Raw genomic sequence first — 18,809 nt, forward strand, 5'->3', positions numbered from 1 at the left:
AAATGATAAACACATTCATATTCTTAATGCTTAGATATGATTACTATTTAAGGATACAGTTATTACAGTTTAATAAATTTATTGATTAACATCATCTAACGAAAGTCTGTCACCCTTCTTTAAATTTCGGATTACTTTTTTTCCAAGAATTTCTTTATAATATTTAGGATGTAATCCGAAACCAGGACGTATCGACCGTACATTTCCAGCAGTAACCACTTCGCCTGCTTTAATGTCTTCAACAACGTACAAGGATCTAGAAGAGCTTCTGCTATTCTGTTGTTTTTCATTTAGAGAATAATCTATCCCTCCAATTGCTTTTTCAGCCTCCCTCACAGCTTTTACCATTTCGGTAAATTCTTGTACATTCATAGAAAAGGATGCGTCAGGTCCGCCTATTGACCTGTCCAAGATAAAGTGCTTTTCAATTACCTTTGCACCAAAGCAAACAGAAACTATTGGCACCGTACTGCCAATAGTATGATCGGAAAGTCCTGTTAAAACACCATATTTTTCTGCCATGTCTTTAACCATGCTCATATTTGCTTCTTCAATGGGAGCTGGATAAGAAGATGTACACTTCAACAAGATAACCTGATCATTGCCCATTCTTTTGCAAGTATCTAAAGCTAGCTCGATATCCTCTTCTGAAGCGATTCCAGTTGAAATAATTACTGGTTTTCCTTTTGAAGAAACCAGTTCAATTAAAGGAATGTCAGTGATCTCGAACGAAGCTATCTTATAGGCTGGAACATTTAATTTTTCCAGAAATTCTACCGCTGTAGGGTCAAATGGAGAAGAAAAAAAATCCAGGTTATTTTCTTGGGCAACTTTTTGTAAGTCAGCGTGCCACTCCCACGGTGTATATGCCTTTTGATATAATTCATATAAAGTTTGTCCCGCCCAAGGGCCATCTTCCTTTGTGGAGAAATCTTTGGTATTACAATCTATCGTAATCGTATCAGCTGTATACGTTTGCAGTTTTATAGCATCGGCCCCTGCTTTTGCTGCGGCCTCAATTGTTTTAACTGCGGTTTCAAAAGAATGGTTATGATTAGCTGACAATTCAGCAATTATATAGGTTCTTCCCGTTCCTATTTCATGATTCCCTATTTTCATTGACAATTTATATTTATATAATTAACAATCTGCGGCATACCTGATCCCGGATTAATTCCATCTTTTGAGCTTTTTGATCTCTTGTGTATTTCTTTTAATGAAGAAAGGCAGTCTCTCATTTCATTAGGTTTGTATATCCATGGATAGCCTTTAAAATCGGACTCCTGCTTCACGCTCTGAGTTATTGCAATAACCGGAATTCCTACTATCATTGCTTCAAAATAAATATTGCCTGGCGAGGTGATGACAAGATCATATGAGCAAAATGTTGCAGGAAGATTATCCTGCCGACCAATAATTTTAACATTACCAGGAATTTTCTTTTCTTCTAATAAAATATTATTTGAAACAATAGTAAAGTCGTAATTCAAATCAAGTTCTTTGATATGAGATATGACTTTTGCGGATAAATTAGCAGGATCAGTTCCTCCAAATACACATAAAATTTTGTCCAGTTCGTTTTCTCGGGCATAAGAATTTCGAATACTTTCCAAAATAGGATTTGAAACAAAATAGGCAGATCCCTCTAAAATATCCTTTTCTACATAGGTTGGAAACGGTCCACGCCCTTCTGCAACATTCACAACAAGAGTGTTTTTATATTTTTTACCTGAATATCCAAATATTACAATAGGAATGTTTAGCCAGCTCCTTATTTCTTTCAAATTTCTTTCATTTAAATTATATACATCTATTACAAGCGCGTTAAAACCCTCATATACATCCCTTGGTACATCATCAATAGATAGATAAGAATTCAATATTGCACCTTCAGGAAATACAGATGGGGTAACAAATTCCTTTTCTTTCAAAATTATTATTACAGCTTCACAATGGACAGGAAGCATTTCCATTAGGCTCTTCATCCTATAGAGATGCCCCAAACCGACACTATAGCCTGTCTGGATTATAAAAAGTATTTTTCTATTTTTTTGAAAGCTCACAAATGTACCATGAATTTCTCTCCTCTAATTGATTTTTCCAAAGATCAATCCTCTCTATACACTCGATTTTCAACCCAACTTCAGAAATTAAAGTCTTTATCTCGTCTAGACTTAAAAAAGTATAAACGTAACCCTTATAAGCCCTAGCTCTTTCATCTAACAAATACGTATTTTTATCTACTTCTTTCCCAAGACCATAAAACCAATTTTCAGTTGTTCTGAAGTTTAAAATCACACGGCCATTATCATTTACAGCATTTGCCATTGCGATCAGATCTTTTTGCATTTCGGAATATGTACTGTAAAATATAAGTCCCCAAGCTATTACAAGGTCAAACTTCACATCAAATTTATATGTTCTATAATCTCCCAATAATAATTTTTGCAGGCTATTTTCACTTCTGAACCTCTTTGCTGTTACAGCAATAGCTTCCTCAGTATATTCAATCCCATAGGTTTTAAAGCAAAAATCAATTAATAGTTGTATATGACGTCCCGAACCAAATCCAATGTCTAAGGCATTTTTTGTTTTATTATTGTCTCTATCTCCAAAACTTCGCTGTAAAAAAGCCACTAATCTCTCATCAGGATAAGTAATGGGGCTTGAATTTACATGCTTGGCTGATTCAGCATGGGTTGACTGGTCGATTTCTTTAAGTTTCATAGTTACTATGTTAATTTTTTTAAAAAGTCTTTGGCATTAAAAAATGCACTATTTAAGTTTTCACCATTAACAATAAAATATCCATTCTCTATTATATCAGACATGCTGGTGGGGGTACTATGCGCATTAGCAATTAACCCAGAATTATATTCAATAACATATTGAGGACGAGATTGTTCGTCAATTCCAAATCTTACAGCTTTATGTTTAGAATTCTGAGGAATAATATATTGCAATACAAATGAGCCATGGTTTTGGATTTTAGCTTCAACAGGTCGATTTGTAATTATTTGCAAGCCAACATTCAATATTGAAACCCCAGTTACCCTTTTCACAAGATTCCTTGAGATCATTAGTCCCGAAGGCCTGGGCGCCATCTCAATCAGCCACACATCATTATTTGGATCCAGAATAAGATCCGCATGAAAAATGCCATTTGCAAGCCCTATTGCCCTTACCGCATTTTCCATGAGGACACAAATCTTATCTTGAACTATTTTTGGAAGTTCCATAGGTGCTCCAAAAGCATATTCTACCCGATAGGGTAGCGGAGTTAATTTCTTTTCTCTAACGCATAGCACACTTACCTGATTATTCTCCACCCATCCATCAATCCCTAAAGAAATCCCGGTAATGAAATCTTCAATAAGAACGCCATCTTGATAAATTTCATCTGACAATTCCAGCCAATCTGCAGTTCTCATGATAACTTTTACACCGCGTGATCCAGATCCGTGAGTAGGTTTTATCACAAAAGGAGTCGAATTTTCAATGTTAACATTATCTTTAGCTTCTTTTAGGTTGCGATATGAAGTTTGGGCAGGTACAAGTATATTTAAACCTTGAACAGCATCATAAAATGCAGCTTTATCTGTACAAATTTGGCATGTTTTTTCAGAAGGTCCAATTAGCCCTAAAGCATCATTTATATATCCTACGGAAGTCAAAAACCTCCCCAAAGGTACTGGAATAACGCCCGCTATATTAAATTCTTTACTTATAGCTAAAATTGCTTCCTTATTCTTAATATCAATAACCTCGTATTTATCTGCTAAAGCAAAACCAACAGCATCTGGATTATAATCAACTGCCAAAACGCTATAACCCATTTTTTTTGCCGCAATAATTCCACCTTCCTGCTCTGACCCAGCACCAATACACAATAACCAAACAGAAGATGTATCAATTTTATTCATGTTTTAATTGTTTAAAATATTGATATTTAAATTCGGCAATCCTCCAATCATGCTCATTGTCAATATCTTGATATTCCCAATCATTAAGAAAAATAGCACCAGTATTCTCTCCCTGTAAAAATCCTCTTTCCATAAAAGGCTGTACTTTAAAGAAATAAAACTGTCCACAATCCTGATATGCTCTTTCTAGATCCTGTGTTCTTGTCTGCATATGTGTCGGAAAGAAATTAGAAACCCCCGCCCTTTCGACCTTCAGCGCCCTTTGAATTGGAGAAGAAAATTCTGCAACCGGAAATACGGTAGAGAATTTGCTATTCTCCATCATTTGAAATGCCTCCGTCAACTTCTCGGAAGCAATTAGAGGTGCGGCAGGATAAATACAACAACCGTATTCAAAAATCCTATTGTTTTTCTCATAATAAGTTATTACTTCTTTTAAAACATCTGCGGTGCTTGCAAAATCATCTGAATTCTGATTCGATCTCAAAAATGGAACACTTGCCCCACAACTGTCCGCTATTGATGCAATTTCCTCGTCATCCGTTGAAACCATTACTTCATCAAAGAGATTGGATTTTAAGGCGGCCTCAATTGAATAACTAATTATTGGCTTACCTAAAAAATCCTTAATATTCTTTCGGGGAATACGTTTGCTACCCCCACGAGCCGGAATAATTGCTAGCCTAGTCATTATAAAAGGTTAATATTTTATCAATCACAAATTGCTGCTCTTCTCTGGTTAATGTTGGATACATTGGCAGACTGATGCAATGTTTATAAAAAGTTTCTGCAAACAGGCGATCGCCTTCTTCCCATCCTCGCTCCCTGTAATATGGCATGAGATGACAGGGTATATAATGAATCTGAGCAAAGATATTTTGTTCTTTAAGATAATTATAAAGGCCAAGACGATTTTCCACCTCCAAAATGTAGAGATGGTAAGCGTGTCCATCGACAACTGCCGATTGTCCCTTGATAAATTCTTTACCATCAAAAGCTTCAAAATAAACCGCCGCAATCGCCTTTCTTTTTTCGAGCCCATCTTCGGCTCTTTTCAGTTGGCTAATCCCCAGGGCTGCCTGAAAGTCAGTTAACCGATAGTTATACCCCAGCATCTGCATCTCCATATACCATCCAGGATAAGAATTTATTCCTCCGGCAAACTCAATATTATTAGTATAAGCATCTTCAGATTTTACAATCCCATGGGTACGAAGCTGTAAAAGTTTATCATATAAATGCCTATCATTAGTCGTTATCATGCCTCCTTCTCCAGAGGCTATGTGTTTTACTGGGTGAAATGAAAAGATTGCAAGATCTGCATTAATACCATTCCCGCAGGTTTGCCTACCGCCTTTTGAATCGATAAAATATCCACCAGGGGCATGGCAAGCATCTTCAATGATCCATAAGCCATATTCGTTAGCTAATGTTTTAAACGCCTCCAAATCAATTGCTCTTCCTGCAAAATCGACGGGTATAATTCCTTTATATGTTCCTTTTGGCGAAGACTCTAAAAGTACCCTCACAGAATGGATATCTAACAAATAAGTAGTAGGATCAATGTCCCCAAACACAACCTCACCGCCACAATATCGCACACAGTTTGCTGAAGCAGCAAATGTAATAGGTGTAGTTATAACTTTATCCCCTTCTTTCACATCTAAGGCCAATGTACATAAATGCAAAGCTGCCGTTCCATTTGAAACTGCTACGGCATATTTTGCTCCAACATACTCTGCAAATGCGTGTTCAAACTCTGCTATTTTAGGACCCTGTGTAAGATAATCAGACTTCAAAGTATGGATTACTGCCTGAATATCTTCTTCGGTTATGTCCTGCCTACCGTAAGGAATAATTATACTTTTCATTAGCTCTCAAATGTTGGGTCTACATGTTCTTTAATCAAAATTCTTAAACTCTCTATGGTTTCCCACTCAGTATTTTCACCAGAATTGTATTTAAATCCTTCTTCAACCTTTTTAGCATTAAATTCTTCAACGAAATGTTCCAGATTCCACTTTGCTCTCTGAGGTAAAATAGCATAATATTTGCCTAAATCATAGGTGAAAAAAGAATCTGATTCTGTAATCATTTCTTCATGAATTTTTTCACCTGGTCTAATACCAACAATTTTATGTTCACAATTAGGCCCGATAGCTGTAGCAACATCCAATATTCTATATGATGGAATTTTGGGAACAAATATCTCTCCTCCCCATGCTGTTTCTAATGCATGAAGAACCATGTCCACGCCACCGTCTAGGGAAATGTTAAATCGCGTCATATTGGGCACAGTAATAGGTAGAACTCCTTCCTTCTTCTTCTTAAGAAAAAAAGGAATAACTGATCCATTTGACCCCATAACATTTCCATATCTTACTACTGAAAACACTATCGGATTATCTCCTTTTATATTGTTAGCTGCAACAAAAAGTTTATCAGATGCCAATTTCGTAGCTCCATATAAATTTATAGGTGCTGCAGCTTTATCCGTAGATAGTGCCACTACTTTCTTAATGGCACTATCTAGCGCTGCATTTATCACATTTTCAGCTCCATTTATATTTGTTTTTACACACTCCATAGGATTATATTCTGCAATTGGGACATGTTTCATTGCAGCAGCGTGAATAACATAGTCTATTCCTCTAAATGCCCGTATAAGACGTTCTGAATCTCTAACATCACCAATAAAGAACCTCACTTGTGGATATAAATGATTAGGAAACTCCTGGGCCATTTCAAATTGCTTTTGTTCATCCCGCGAATAAATTACTAACCGTGATATATTTGGCCATTGAGCTAGTATCCTTCTGGTAAGTGCCTTGCCCAAAGATCCTGTACCGCCTGTGATTAAAACTTGTTTCTTATCTAAATTTAACATCTTCGATTTTTAGTATTGTTATTAATTCATTATATCCCTGAATATCTTTCTTATCAATAAAAATAGACTGGCAGAGAAAACAAAAATAAATCCCCCTAATATCAAACCTTTAATCTTTCCTGTTTTTTCCTTCTGTAAAGGAAAAATGGGTTTATCAATCACCTGAATTAATGGGGTCTCTCTATTCAAAGCTATCTTGGAAAGTTCTAAATTTTTAACTAACTCACTTAACATGGCTTTATTAGCCTCAACACTGAATTGTGAGCGTTGTACTGGAATTGTACGCTGAGCCTGGCGTGCAAGATTTAAGTTTGGTGTTGCATCTGTTGCCACTGCCCCAGTATAAATAGCACCATTCATTACGGTTCGAACAGAATCTGTCTTTCTTTGAAGAACACCTATATTTAGCAATGATTTCTTGGTTTTTGTTTGGATATAAAAGTCATTTACATTCTTTACAATTTGTTCGTTAAAACTTTTTGCAAAGAATTCATCCTTGGCTTTAACTTCTGCCTTAATAATATTTAACTTCTTATCTGGTTTATCAACAATCAAATAATTCTTATTAATATCATTTACAATTGCCCCAAGTACACTGTCCTGTAAGCGAGTAAATTGTGAGCTATTTCTGAATTCAATATCTTTCAATTCTGGTCTCTTAGCCCACCCCTCTCTTAATTGATTGAAATCAATATATCTATCAATTAATAACTGTGCTTTCCCAGCATACTCAGCCGGAGTCAACAAGGTCTTGGTAATCATTGTTCTAGATTTATACAATTCCAAAATATTATCACCCTGAAATATACTTCCACCACTACTGCCACCAAGGTCAATACCAACCATCGAAGCCAAACCAGCATATTGTCCTATCCCACCACCCTTATCACCTTCCTCTAAAACAAAAGTCGTTGCGGCTGAATAAACAGGCTTATTAAACCATCCATAGGTAAATCCTAAAACTCCACCTATTATACCATAACAAAGAATAACCGCCCATTTAGATAAAAGATATCTAAACAACTCACGAAATTTAAGGATAAGATCCTTTAATGAAATCTCGTTATTTTCTTTTACTTTTTCTTCCATATTCTGCTTTTACAAGCTTATCATTTAATACCTCACCTATTTAAGTAAGGTTATAAAAATCGCTGCCAGCGATGCTATTGCAGTAGATATTCCTACAATACCTTGAATACCTATTTTCTCCCTCTCCGCACGTTTGGGAACAAAAATCTCCGCACCTGGTTTAACCTGCGGATAATTATTAAAAAATAAAAACTTCTTTGCAGCAGCAACAGATCCATTTGAATATACAATATATGCACCCCTCTTATAGGCATTATAACTAAACCCTCCGGCACCATCAACATAGCCCTTAAAGCTTCTTCCCTTAATGTAGACTATACTATTGGGTTTCAAAACCTCTCCAGTAACTCTTACTGTTTGCAGTTCTTTGGGAACGCGAATTACATCTCCATCTTCAACAATCAAATCATTTCTAGATAATGGTTTCTTTAAAATTCGCTCTAAATCAATCCCTACCAAGTCACTGCGCAAAACCTGCAAGTCTTTTTCTATAGTTGTTGTATCTTTGGCACCGGTCTGTTTCAAACGTTGCAAATTCATCAATTTTTCCTTCTCTTCCTTTCTTCTCTCCAAGCTATCTGCTGCTCTTGCCTCAGCTCCACCCGTCCGTTTTAAAGATGCTCCCTCTACATAAGCCAAAGGACTTAGCCCTCCTGCCCTTTTTATAATGTCAGAAATGCGTTCGTCCTTTTTAGTAATGGTATAAGTTCCCGGATAAAGCACCTCTCCTTCCACTTTTACTTGTCTTTGCACCTGATAGCTTTCGGAACTACGGATTGAAACAATATCAAATGGTTTTAATGTAAAATCCTTCTCCTGAATTTTCAGGTTCTGATCAACATTCACCGTAAACACCTCTGCTGTCTGTGCAGATGCCGAAGTCGCATCGCTATTTTTAATCCTTCTGGAAATTTCAATACGATTAGGCGTCGCTCCTTCTTTAAAGCCACCTGCCATTTGAATCAAAGCCTCAAGATTCATATTGTCGCCATACTCAAAAGTACCAGGCTCCCTAACTTCACCCTGAATCGTCACCTTATACTCTTCCCTTAAATCAAATATTGAAGAAATGGTTACCTTATCCTCTCGCTGCAACTTAATATCTGCCTGTGTACCGCCCAATACTTTCGCCACATCAAATGATAAAAGTGATAAGCTATTGTCGGCATTTAACCTTGAGATGTATCCCCTGTTTAAAAATGCATCTTCTTTTAAACCATCAGCCTTAGCAATCAGCTGTGTTAAGGTCAAGTTCTCGTCAAGCTCAAACTGTCCAGGACGAAAAACAGCACCTGAAATCTCTACCCTGTTTTCAAAGCGATCCAAAATAGCCTCCACAACATATTTGTCGCCGTTCAATGGGTTATACTTATTGTAATCATCAGCTTGCACATCGGTGATTTTACGCTCTTTATTTGTTTTTTGAAGTACCTTGATCTGCGCAGTATAGGCATCATTAGAGAAACCACCTGCAAAGCGGACCATGTCTTCTAAAGTCTCTGTATTTAAAGCTTCATACAATGCCGGGCGCTTAACCTCGCCAGACATTTCAACCCTTGTTTGATAAACCGGTACATTGATCACATCCTGATCCTGAAGCCTGATGTTGTTTTTCTGGATTCCGTTTAAAAGAAAATCATAAACATCAATAGTAGATACTACTTTATTGTTCCTTACTACCTGAATTTTACGGAATGATCCATTTCTGTTTGGCCCTCCTGATTCATATAGTGCATTAAATACCGTAAATAACGAAGGAACTGTATATGAACCTGGCTTAACCACTTCTCCTATTACCGTTATTTTAATGCTTCTGATATTGCCTAGTGTAATAGCAACGCTGGTTCGGCCGGATTTTAAACTTGGGTAAGTGCTGGCCATGCTTGAGCGAATTTTAGAAATGGCCTGTTCAATAGTTAAGCCACCAACCGATATTAAGCCGACATATTGCAAACGGATAGTACCATCAGGACTTACCTTAAGCTTATAATTAGCTTCATTATCGCCACTTAAGTCGATCAACAATTCATCATCAGGGCCAATTACATAACTTTTTGGTGTAGCCATACGAAGATTTGGTTCAAAAGTCATGTTATCATTTTTAAACAAGTCTTCACCAAATATTTTTGGTTTAAGCCCTTCAAAAAGCTTTTTCATCTCCTCAAGCTTTTCCTCTTCCAGGGTCTTTTTATCTTTCAGGTTACCGTTTAAATCGGTCTTTTTATTGTTGTTTTTGGCAGTATCGCGCAAGTTTTGTTTATCAAAACCCCTGCTTCTATCCAACTCATTTCCATTTTGCTGGTTTTTATTAGCGCCATTGTTATCTGACTTATCATTACCCTGACCACCATCCTGTTTCCTGATCTTCTCTACCCTTAGCCGGAGTTTCTCAATTTCAGTGGCATTCATGCCCTGAGCGGCTGCCATCTGCTCTAACTGTGCATCATTGTAGCCTACTGACTCTGCTCTCTGGATTAATTGCCTGATTTGGGTATCTGTAAGGTCATCTACTTTTACATCCGCATAATTGGTTTGCGAAAATGCCGTTTGAGAAAGAACAATGGCAAAAAAGAAAAGTAGTATTGTAAATATTTTTTTAAACTTCATAGGAGATTAGTAGAGTACGAAATTACTTATTCGAAATAGTTCAATGTTTTAAATCCGCCCTGTTTTAAGTACTCATCCTTTTTCATCAAATGCAGATCTGAATGAACCATATCTTTTACTAAAAGGGGAAGATCATATTTAGGTTTCCAGCCTAATTTTGTATTGGCCTTGGTTGGGTCGCCAAGTAACAGATCAACCTCTGTTGGCCTGAAATACTTTTCATCAACCTGCACCACAACAGTACCTGGTTTTAAATACTCATCATTTAATCCGAGCTGCGCAACCAAATCCTGGTCAATATCAATAATTACGCCGCGCTCATATTGGTCTTTTCCACTAAATTCGATTTCAATTCCCAATTCGGCAAAACTCATTTTAACAAAATCCCTGACTGTAGTGGTAACGCCGGTGGCAATCACATAGTCTTCCGGTTTTTCCTGTTGCAGAATTAACCACATGGCTTCGATATAATCTTTTGCATGTCCCCAATCGCGTTGTGCTGATAGGTTACCAAGGTACAGACAGTTCTGTAAGCCCAATGCTATTTTACATGCTGCACGTGTGATTTTACGGGTAACAAAGGTTTCGCCTCGAACCGGACTTTCGTGATTAAACAAAATACCGTTGCAGGCAAACATATCATAAGCCTCTCTGTAGTTTACCGTAATCCAGTAAGCATACATTTTTGCTACTGCATATGGCGACCTTGGGTAGAAAGGAGTAGTTTCACTTTGAGGTACAGCCTGAACCAATCCGTATAACTCGGAGGTAGAGGCCTGGTATACCTTGGTTTTTTTGGTAAGACCTAATATGCGCACCGCTTCTAATAACCTTAGCGTTCCAACACCATCGGCATTTGCAGTATATTCCGGAGATTCGAAACTTACCTTAACATGGCTCATTGCCGCAAGGTTATAAATCTCATCGGGCTGAATTTCCTGAACAATACGGATTAGATTGGTTGAATCAGTTAAATCGCCATAATGTAATTTGAAGTTTACATTATTTTCGTGCTGATCCTGGTAAAGGTGATCTATACGCTCTGTATTAAAAGATGACGACCTTCTTTTCAGTCCGTGAACAAAATATCCCTTTTTTAACAAAAATTCAGCTAAATAGGCTCCATCCTGTCCCGTTACTCCCGTAATTAAGGCAATTTTCATCTGTATATCTACGCTTTAGGTGTTATGAAGCTTGCATGAGACTTGTTTATTTAGATCTGAGCGGTAAGCTCATGCAGTTTCATTGATAAGTGTGTTCAATTTATTCACGCAAACATACGGAATTATTTACTTTGTAAGCAAAAGATAAACACCGAATAAAGGCAGATATGAAGTAAAAAGCTATTTATTGCTGCCCAAATGGATTTGAATACCCACAGAAAATGGGTTCAGCAAAAATTCAGTCTTCCGGTCGTTATTAACCGTCCGTGTATTGTCAATATCCTGCAAAATCGTTTTTTGCTTCTCAAAAGAATAGAAAAGATCCAGGTTGCCTTCAGCAAAAACAGATAACTGCGGGATCGGGCTTATTTTAACCCCTAAAACCGGTGAGACTACGATACCTTGTTTAATGGATTCAATATCCTGCCCCACAATTGCTGCATCTGAACTCATTGCCCTCAATTGGTTTTTATTCTGCAAACTACCTTTAAACCTGCTGTATCGATAGCCGAGATCAAATCCGAAATAGGGCTGTACACGAGAATAATTAAAGTTTTTTTCAAAGCCTACTTTAAAAGAATAATCGAGCAGCTTACCATTGGCTTCCTGACAAGTTTCACATTCATTGAAAAACCTTTTCGACTTATTATAATACGTTCCATTTAAACGATAGCTGAACTGGTTGTCGTTAAACTTAACCATCACCCCATTTAAGTAGGCATCAGTAAACCTATCTGAACTGGTTTCATTAAATACCTTAGGCATTTCTACCATGCTATACCCCCTAAAAGCAATACTATAATTATAGTCGCCATTCATTTGTGAAAATGCGGTAATGGTAGTAAACAAGAATAAAATTAGTAGTAGAGGTTTTTTCATATAAACAATTAAGAAGGTTATCCCTTATCAAACCTACATAAAAAGTAGGGAGTTCCATATAAATTCTGCAATTGCTTTCATGCCACTATCAGATGGAGGCTCCGACACGCCATAATTATCAAATAATCCAGTGGCTTTGTATGTTTGATCAATAGATAACTTTTTAAGGAAAACAAATTTAGAGTATTTACTCGTGACTTCATCAGCAGAATCATTTCCCCAAAAAGATCCTGCTGCAAGGATTTTAACATTTGGGTTACTTTCTTTAAGGAAAGTAATTAATCCGGCATATTTTTCATCAATTTTAGATTGATCAAGACCAATTTGTTCAATATACACTTGTACAGTATCCATATGATTCGACATTAATCGATCTGGTGATAACACTTCATAAGAGTATCCAATTTTGTCCTGTTATGGAAGCTATTTCGTACTTTTAACCCATTATTACGTATCTAAGCGTATGGGTAGGGAGAATATCTGCTTCTTTATCTGGAACAAAGGAATAGAAAGCTGTGTTGCCCCTGTGTTCAACCCCACATCAGGAGAATCATAAGTGATCAAAGCATTGGGAGCGAAGGGGTAGCATAACCGAGGAGTTATCCGTATGTATAAGACGAAAGCACATTACAAAACCGATTATACTGAATATCAGAAATTTAACTATTATTCGTTTTTAGTCCTATTTCTTATTTGTAATTCTAATTGCTCTACCCTCTTATTTAGTTTCTTAAGTTCTGTGATCTCCTTATTTTTTTCTATCAAGTGAATAGTCAATTCCTCTATTTTCTTTGAAAGCTTGATATCCATTTCACCAAGATCTATCCCATCTCCATTTACTTCTGCTGCAGAAGGGATTCCCGGGAGATACCCATTTTGTTTTATATGTTTTTCAGTTTCTTCTAGAGAAGGAAGCTTATAATCTTTGGCAAATACATAATCTGGCCAGTTGGTAGCTTCAACTTTAATTTCCTGAGCCCGAATTTTTCCATTGACTGCAAGTTTATACCCTTTGGTATCAGTTGTGCCAATACCTAAATTTCCCATGGAATAAAGATTCCCCTCATTTGTTACTGTACCCCTAAAATTATTCTTGTAAGCAAGATTTAGCACTTGGGTTCCTTGCATAGCTTCGTCAGCTACGGTCCACCCCTGAAACCATACACTCTGCTCACTCATTCCTTTTGCAAAAGCAGTTATTCTGAACCTAGTAAAGTATGCTCTATCGTTGATAAAAACGTTTACGAGCCCATTATTGTTGGTGAGGAAGACTTCAGGAGTGTAACTAGCTGCAGAAGATATAGAAGTATTTCTAAAAACTCCACCAAATATATACCATGAAATATTAAGATCAATAATCTCGGACGGCCCATAAGCGTATCCTTCGATTTTTAAGCTGACCATTTGAGTACTATTTGTAAAAGGAAGATTTGTTTTAATGTTTAGTCCATTAACGGGCGTTCCATTAATGTTATAACTTAACACATCGTAGAATTGCGCTTTTGATGCTGAAATTGATAGCATAAAGCAAATTAGGGTATAGATTTTTTCATGGCTTTTAATTTTCTTTAAGATTAGCAATCTCTGATTTAAGTTCATTTATTTGTTCACTTTGTTTTTTGCTTTGTTCATACTGATCTATGAACATAAGTGTGAGTTCTTCAATCTTTTTTACCAATAACTTATTCATCTCACCCAGACTCACACCTTTTAACTCTACTTCTTTAGCAGAGGGTATCTCAGGAAGGTGTTTATTTGTTGCAATAAACTTCTTCAACTCGGGTAAGGGCATAGATTTATATCCATTTTGAAAAACATAATCTGGCCAGTTTGCCGCCTCCACTTTAACCTCCTTACTTCTGATTTTACCGTTTACTGCTAAATCATAATCTCCGGGATTGGCTGTTTTAATTCCAACCTTTCCGGCAAAATATGCCTGATCAGACATTAAGTTTTGTAACCCCAGCAATTCCGACAATGAAGGTTCATTCCCATTCACAAGATCCACCCTAGGGGCATAAAAATATTGCCTATCATTTAGATTGGGATCATTAAATAGATATGCTCTATGAACTGAGGTTGTCGTCCCATCTTCAAACTTGTAATCAACCGCATCTGCCACCTTTGCACCACTCAATCCGTCATAAAGTCCACCATAATTGATAATTGAAGTATCACCACTACCATGAATATAACCAACCAACAAATACCATTTGTTAAGTTGCGGAAGATCTCCCTGCCAAAAGTATGGGTTAGAAGTTACGACACTGGACAAAGTAGATACATTTCTGCATCCAAAATATGATGCACCACTATTAGAATTTGTCTTTCTTAACCACACCGAAAAACGATACATATTGGTATGAATAATTGGGAATGCCTGAGTATTCCATCCCCCATCTGCATTAGAAGTTCCATCTGGCTGAGCTTTCCATAGTATTACACGGTTGCCATTTGGCCCCTCCCCCCATTCCCTAACATTTTCTGAAGCCTGACCGTTCATGGTAAAAATACCTGATGTTCCTGATCCAACCGTCCATCCGGTTAAATCCAATAAATTTTGTGCCTGGCTCTTGTTCAGGCAAAAAGCAAATACAAAAAACAAAGAGGTTACTAAAACCTTAAATAATTTCTTATTCATAAGAAAGCGTTTTATTAAAAAAGAATTTTAAGAAACTGATTCCGGAGAAAAATATTGAGAATTCATATCCTCCAATAAGAATTCCTTAGTAGGTGGGTTCGAGAGCATAATAAGATAATTTAGTTAGCACTAAAGTAATAAATGAATCGAAACAATCAAAATAACCAATAGTCAACAGCAGATATAAATAAACTAGCATCACCTTGAAACACTGTAAAATTATCTATTGACCGAAATATTGACTCTTTGCCATGTTTCAGTATCCGATTCAATATATTTAATTACACCATATTTAATATGCCAATACAGGTCAACATTGATCGTCTTACCACTTTTCTGATATACATCTGTAAACTTATATACACTATCCGCTATCTTAAATTGATCGAGAGTTGCTTTATTGAAATCTCTAAATTTTCTCAAGACAAAAGCTTTTTTATAATGAATAAATAAAATCGTACTATCTGGTTGTGTTTTACTTAAATTTAATAAAACATATGGATAAGGTTTTCCCTCATATCTTTTTTTTTCAGAACCATTATAAACAATCCCATTTAGATAACTATATTTTCCACTATGAGCAAAAGGGTTCCATTTTGCATAACTTATTTTTTTATCTAATACATACGAAGTATCCTTCTTCTTTGTGTTGGATTCGAAAATAAGGGTATCACCAGGAGTATACACCTTTAATATCTCATTTTCGAAATCAGTGAAATAGACTTTTCTTTTACAAGAAAATAAACAAAAAATCAATAAAAACAATAAAATTCTTTTCATTACTCTATAACGGTTACTTTTATACCAGATGACCTCCAATAATTAATTAGATCGTTTAACCAAGTATCTACTGCATGCCCTCCATAGCCTCCTTTGTATTGACCTCTCGTCCTCGCCTGCTCGACTCCTTCCATCTGTTCGTTTTGTGAATTCGTAATCCATTTCGGCAGAAGTCCCTTAGATGATATTCGGTCACTGAGTGTAGAAAACTGTCTCCCTTTTACATTTTTAGGGTGTTTAATATCTCCTGGTTGATGGGGAGATATATAATCAACAAATTCCAGTAATCCACCATAAGTTTTATTTTTAGACACTATAGAAGCAATTCCCGCGGCAAAAGCAGCACCTTGACTGTGTCCCACTATTTTAATAGTTTCCCCATCGTCTAAAGTTAGTTCTCCACTCATCAATTTAGCTAGTAAATTTTTACCCGCAGCTACGCCTTCCTGATAGCGCAAACTAGCAGTGGACTTAGGTGCGTAAGAAGCATTAATAAATAAATTATTATCATCTCTAAAAGCTCTATTATAGGCGTCGTCAATTCCACCCCAATATTCATATTTATCAGTACTATGGAAAGCCCTATCCAGTTTAGGACTCGTAGGAATTACAGTCCCATACTGACCACCACCATACGAATTTGGCATACGACTCGTTTTATTAAGCCAATCATCCGGCATAAAACCGTTAACGAAAATAAAAAGTTTACCACCAATATCAGCCGTATTCGATGGTGTATTTCCACCATATTGGTATGGTGCAAGAGAAAAATATTTTTCCGCCATTGGATCAATCACATTCCACCTTCCAATTACCGGGTCATAGAATCTTGCCCCGTAATCATACTGTATCTCCTTTCCATTATAAAGATACTTATTTGTTCCGGCTAATACACTCTTTCTTTACCCAAAAGCATAATAATTGTCTGCCTGTATCCGCTGTAGCGCTCCAGTAGTCGGATGCTTGTTGAAACTATACCGCACGTTTCCCAAATGATCAGTCAGGTTGTATTCATAACTGTAGGTCCCGGAATTGTTCCTTGCAAGTCCCTCCTCAGTCTGGATGACATCAATTGTATTACCATTGTATTCTATCCCGTCTACATAATGCCTGGTGGTCGCAGGGGCCGCGGTATTTACTTTTCTTAGTTTGTTACCTGAAGCATCATAGGTATAAGTCGGCACCAACCCCGTCTTGGTAGCTGTAGCGGGAAGATTAAGCAGGTTATAGGTCAGCACTATCCCTGTCCTGCCATCTGTAGTCGCATTCGCATTGTAAGCATAGCTTCCTATTGCTAATGTCCCTTCTGTAATGCTAGTAAGCTGGTTGCCAGTACAATTATAAGTGGATAAACCTCAACAAAATGGTTCTTCCCTACTTTTGTTGGTGAAGTAAAGATAATCTTGCCTGTCGTCGGACCTCGTTCGATCATCCCATCAGCATCGATATATCTTACTGGGTTATCAATTTTAAGATGACACCCATTCAACCATAACAGGAGGTCCACCAATGACATCAATAATATTATCAGTATTACAAATCACATAATGAGTCAATCCCCAATCGTCAAATTGCCCTAGACTCTCTTCTTTAAACCATTCAATAAAATCTGAATTTGTTGAGACCCTAAATCCCCTTAAAGATGGACTCTCTCCTAAAGATTTTAACCTAGCTCCTTCCTGAACTACTCTATATGCCTGCACACCACTAAATTTTATCTCTAACAATTTTTCATTAGAACCAAGTAACTTTAATGAGATGATCAACTTGCCAAGGTCATCTCTTATTCCAAAAAAGTATAGATCATTGTAGGGAATATCAATAATGGGTTCCCATAAATTATATTCGTTCATATTAGTATCTAAATTTAGTTTCCTTAAGTCTCGTTGAAGGATTATTTACTTCCAATGTAGCTTTATCTTCGCTACTTCCGTCTCTTACAGTTATAGTTTTACTATCTGTAACCTGTTGTGTCTGAGGAGCCCCTTTAGTAGCTGCCTTTTGATATTTCCCGTACCGATCCCTGGTGATGATGTTGATGCCAGGCATTTCCTTGAGCCATTTCCTTAGTGTACTTTCTTCACGGTCAGGCAATAGATCTATGATCTTTCTGGTGTGTAGGTCTACAAGAATACTTCCATATCTATCGCGGTTCTTGTAAGCCCAATCATCTACCCCTATTGCGGTTAAAGTTTCTTGTTCTGGAATTGCTGCATTGTGGATTAGCCTTAGCAAGATGGTATCACTAATAGAAATCGAAAGTTGTTTACACAACCTTTCAGCTGGCTTGCCGCCCGCATTTAGTGCCATGTTCAATAGCTTTTTTTCCAGTCTTGAAGTTCTTCTTTTATATGGGCTAAAGTATGTTGAAAAACGTTCAGAAAATACGCCAAGAGCACACTCATCTGTCAAACAGTAAAATCTGCGTGATCGTAAAAACAGCAAACTAGCTTTGCCAAAGGCTGGAAGATCATGAAAAGTTCTGGTATAATAGCTATGAACTTTACGTGATGGCATACAGCAATTTGGACACACACTATTCTTTTGTTTGCTCTGGACATATATACGCAATTGATCAAATCCATTTTCTACTCCGACTACCTTAAACTTATCCTGAGTAGAAAAAAGTATATTTTTAATGTTCATATAGGTCTAACGGAAACCTATATAACATAATATTACTTCACCAACAAAAGTGGGGAAGAACCAATTTGCGCTGGTTTGTCCAGGCACCCAAAAACACAACTTGTAGATCACAAAACAACAATAGGCTGCACAAACAATTATACAGCCTATCAGATAAACATCAAAGCACTCTGATTCGTGACTTTGATGCTATT

General features: G+C 36.8%; 19 protein-coding genes and 1 pseudogene. All 20 read right to left on the minus strand.

The window, feature by feature from the left end; genetic code table 11:
* Positions 1-78: 78 nt before the first annotated feature.
* The gene (gene pseI / locus CPT03_RS16745; RefSeq protein ID WP_099439907.1) at positions 79-1,119 is read right to left on the minus strand and encodes a pseudaminic acid synthase; all 1,041 of its coding nucleotides are present in this window, start codon (positions 1,117-1,119) and stop codon (positions 79-81) included.
* Positions 1,116-2,063: a hypothetical protein gene (locus tag CPT03_RS16750; protein WP_157766481.1), complete on the minus strand. Its 948-nt coding sequence runs from the start codon at positions 2,061-2,063 to the stop codon at positions 1,116-1,118. Before CPT03_RS16750 ends, pseI begins: the two co-directional genes overlap by 4 nt.
* On the minus strand, positions 2,044-2,727 hold the full coding sequence (locus CPT03_RS16755; RefSeq protein WP_099439909.1) for a class I SAM-dependent methyltransferase: 684 nt from the start codon (positions 2,725-2,727) through the stop codon (positions 2,044-2,046). Before CPT03_RS16755 ends, CPT03_RS16750 begins: the two co-directional genes overlap by 20 nt.
* A 5-nt stretch (positions 2,728-2,732) precedes the next feature.
* Complete coding sequence (locus tag CPT03_RS16760) at positions 2,733-3,923, minus strand: acetyl-CoA carboxylase biotin carboxylase subunit family protein (RefSeq protein ID WP_099439910.1); 1,191 nt, start codon at positions 3,921-3,923, stop codon at positions 2,733-2,735.
* Complete coding sequence (gene pseF / locus CPT03_RS16765; RefSeq protein WP_099439911.1) at positions 3,916-4,614, minus strand: pseudaminic acid cytidylyltransferase; 699 nt, start codon at positions 4,612-4,614, stop codon at positions 3,916-3,918. Before pseF ends, CPT03_RS16760 begins: the two co-directional genes overlap by 8 nt.
* Positions 4,607-5,794, minus strand: a complete 1,188-nt coding sequence (gene pseC / locus CPT03_RS16770; RefSeq protein ID WP_099439912.1) for a UDP-4-amino-4,6-dideoxy-N-acetyl-beta-L-altrosamine transaminase — start codon at positions 5,792-5,794, stop codon at positions 4,607-4,609. Before pseC ends, pseF begins: the two co-directional genes overlap by 8 nt.
* Positions 5,794-6,810 carry a UDP-N-acetylglucosamine 4,6-dehydratase (inverting) gene (gene pseB / locus CPT03_RS16775; RefSeq protein ID WP_099439913.1) on the minus strand — a complete coding sequence of 339 codons (1,017 nt, stop codon included), beginning with the start codon at positions 6,808-6,810 and terminating at the stop codon, positions 5,794-5,796. Before pseB ends, pseC begins: the two co-directional genes overlap by 1 nt.
* 21 nt (positions 6,811-6,831) lie before the next feature.
* A complete protein-coding gene (locus tag CPT03_RS16780) occupies positions 6,832-7,899 on the minus strand; it encodes a lipopolysaccharide biosynthesis protein (protein ID WP_099439914.1) in 1,068 nt (355 codons plus the stop codon).
* A gap of 36 nt (positions 7,900-7,935) precedes the next feature.
* A complete protein-coding gene (locus CPT03_RS16785; RefSeq protein WP_099439915.1) occupies positions 7,936-10,506 on the minus strand; it encodes an SLBB domain-containing protein in 2,571 nt (856 codons plus the stop codon).
* Positions 10,507-10,532: 26 nt separating this feature from the next.
* On the minus strand, positions 10,533-11,669 hold the full coding sequence (gmd, locus tag CPT03_RS16790) for a GDP-mannose 4,6-dehydratase (RefSeq protein ID WP_099439916.1): 1,137 nt from the start codon (positions 11,667-11,669) through the stop codon (positions 10,533-10,535).
* A 180-nt stretch (positions 11,670-11,849) separates the two neighbouring features.
* Positions 11,850-12,548: a hypothetical protein gene (locus tag CPT03_RS16795; RefSeq protein WP_099439917.1), complete on the minus strand. Its 699-nt coding sequence runs from the start codon at positions 12,546-12,548 to the stop codon at positions 11,850-11,852.
* A 33-nt stretch (positions 12,549-12,581) separates the two neighbouring features.
* Positions 12,582-12,902, minus strand: a complete 321-nt coding sequence (locus CPT03_RS16800) for a hypothetical protein (RefSeq protein WP_157766482.1) — start codon at positions 12,900-12,902, stop codon at positions 12,582-12,584.
* Between the two features lie 312 nt (positions 12,903-13,214).
* Positions 13,215-14,072, minus strand: a complete 858-nt coding sequence (locus tag CPT03_RS16805; RefSeq protein WP_099439919.1) for a tail fiber protein — start codon at positions 14,070-14,072, stop codon at positions 13,215-13,217.
* Between the two features lie 34 nt (positions 14,073-14,106).
* On the minus strand, positions 14,107-15,189 hold the full coding sequence (locus tag CPT03_RS16810) for a hypothetical protein (protein ID WP_245869868.1): 1,083 nt from the start codon (positions 15,187-15,189) through the stop codon (positions 14,107-14,109).
* Positions 15,190-15,408: 219 nt separating this feature from the next.
* The gene (locus CPT03_RS16815; RefSeq protein WP_099439920.1) at positions 15,409-15,969 is read right to left on the minus strand and encodes a hypothetical protein; all 561 of its coding nucleotides are present in this window, start codon (positions 15,967-15,969) and stop codon (positions 15,409-15,411) included.
* Positions 15,969-16,616, minus strand: coding sequence for a hypothetical protein (locus CPT03_RS23165; protein WP_245869869.1), 648 nt, complete (start codon positions 16,614-16,616; stop codon positions 15,969-15,971). Before CPT03_RS23165 ends, CPT03_RS16815 begins: the two co-directional genes overlap by 1 nt.
* 120 nt (positions 16,617-16,736) lie before the next feature.
* Positions 16,737-16,820 (minus strand): annotated as a pseudogene (locus tag CPT03_RS23170) (hypothetical protein); the annotation flags it as partial.
* A 51-nt stretch (positions 16,821-16,871) separates the two neighbouring features.
* Entirely contained in the window at positions 16,872-17,207 is a 336-nt protein-coding gene (locus CPT03_RS23175) for a hypothetical protein (RefSeq protein ID WP_245869870.1), read from the minus strand.
* A gap of 231 nt (positions 17,208-17,438) precedes the next feature.
* The gene (locus tag CPT03_RS16825; protein WP_099439921.1) at positions 17,439-17,822 is read right to left on the minus strand and encodes a hypothetical protein; all 384 of its coding nucleotides are present in this window, start codon (positions 17,820-17,822) and stop codon (positions 17,439-17,441) included.
* A gap of 1 nt (position 17,823) precedes the next feature.
* Complete coding sequence (locus tag CPT03_RS16830) at positions 17,824-18,615, minus strand: ISL3 family transposase (RefSeq protein WP_099439922.1); 792 nt, start codon at positions 18,613-18,615, stop codon at positions 17,824-17,826.
* Positions 18,616-18,809: the final 194 nt, after the last annotated feature.

The sequence above is a fragment of the Pedobacter ginsengisoli genome, assembly GCF_002736205.1.
GTDB classification, from domain to species: Bacteria; Bacteroidota; Bacteroidia; order Sphingobacteriales; family Sphingobacteriaceae; genus Pedobacter; species Pedobacter ginsengisoli_A.